Raw genomic sequence first — 1,556 nt, forward strand, 5'->3', positions numbered from 1 at the left:
AGTTCTCAAGAAACGGGCGCGTACACCGTCGAACCAGACCAGCCGAACCGATCCAGCCCTTCGGGGCTTGAAGCCTATTCCTCATTCTGTTCGCCCCGTCTCCAGGGCAACCCCTCTAACTTACCAGACTAACCGGACAAGTCCAAACTAACCCGGCGATCCGAAGTGAAAGGGTGCGATTTCGCCCGGTGCCGCCACCCTGGGCGGCGTCTCGCGCGTCTTCCGCGTAAAGAACTTTAGCAGCCCTCCGGCGGTGCCATGGACAACACGCGTAACTGGTGGACCATTCCCGCCTGCCCAGCGCCCTCAAACCCAGCGGACCACAACCCGCGCGCGACCCGGTCGACGCCCCGGTCTGCCGGTCGGCGTGCAAGCGCACACGCAACCGGACCGCAAGTCATCCGCAATCGGTCCCTAGTACCAAGTGAGCACGAGCTCTCCACCTGTGGAGGTACCACCATGACCCGCTCGGAGTTCGATGACATCCGCGCCCACCTCGCCGCGGAGGAGACCCGTGCCGGTGACCTCCTTCAGCTCGCCAGGACACTACTGGACGACCTTGAGCAGGTCAGCATGCGCGAGGCGACGCTGCGGGCCTACTACCTGCGGCTGCTGACCGCCGCGCGGGCCTCGGTCGCCGCCGACCTCGCCGGCGACGATGATCCGCTCACGTTCGCACGGGACGAACTGGCCAAGCGCGGGCAACTCCCAGCGGACGGGGAGTCGGTCGGTCGCATCCTCGCCGACGCGCACACGGCCGCGTCCCTCGTCGCCTCGCTGGAAAGGGCACCGATGCGCACCCTCCGCCCCCAGGGCCGCGGCCCCCGCTGCGCCGGCGTCAGCCGTACGACCCCCAGATAGGTCGACGTATCCAGCCTCAGGGCCGGCCGGCCCGACCCACAGCCGGGCATCCCGCCCCGGGCTCAGGTAGACCCGCTGCAAGAAGTCGGGGTGTCGGTTGCTCGACATGGAGGGACCGAGCAGCCCACCCCTGGGTGCCCGGCTCCAGGGGAACGGGGCCAGGTACCCGGCTCGGTGTCAGGAGTTTCGACACACGGGGACGGGGAGGCCCCGCCCAGGCCCCAGACAGGCCCACCCTGGGCGGGCGGCTCCAGGAGATCGGGCTAGGAATCCAGCCCCTCAAAACGAGCCGGCTCCTCCCGGGTCCGGCTCGACCTGCTCCAAAGAACCCGGCCCGGGCCAGGCATCAGCGACTCGGCCTCCAGCGACCGAGCAGCCCACCACAGAGCCTGGATCGGCCCACCTCTCGGCGACCGGCTCCAGGGGAACGGGGCCAGGTACCCGGCTCGGGTGTCAGGAGTTCGACACACGGGGATCGAGGAATCCGGCCCAAGGCTCAGACGAGCCACCCTGGGCGGCCGGCTCCAGAGAAGCGGGTTCAGAGATCCAGCACTGCAGTCGGTAGCTCGACATCCGGGGATCCGATCGGGCAGTCCGGCCCAAAACTCTGGGTCGGCTCCAGGAACAGTCTGTCCAGGTACCCGGCTCTAGGGCGGGCGGGTCGGTGCCCTGGGAGCAGGTACCCGCAAGCCTGT

Annotated in this window: 1 protein-coding gene; it reads left to right on the forward strand. The window is 68.7% G+C overall.

Annotated elements, in window-relative coordinates; translation table 11 throughout:
- The first annotated feature begins 459 nt into the window (after positions 1-459).
- The gene (locus tag C1I98_RS38730; protein ID WP_111172167.1) at positions 460-861 is read left to right on the forward strand and encodes a hypothetical protein; all 402 of its coding nucleotides are present in this window, start codon (positions 460-462) and stop codon (positions 859-861) included.
- Positions 862-1,556: the final 695 nt, after the last annotated feature.

It is taken from the genome of Spongiactinospora gelatinilytica (assembly GCF_003236385.1).
Taxonomy (GTDB): Bacteria; Actinomycetota; Actinomycetes; order Streptosporangiales; family Streptosporangiaceae; genus Spongiactinospora; species Spongiactinospora gelatinilytica.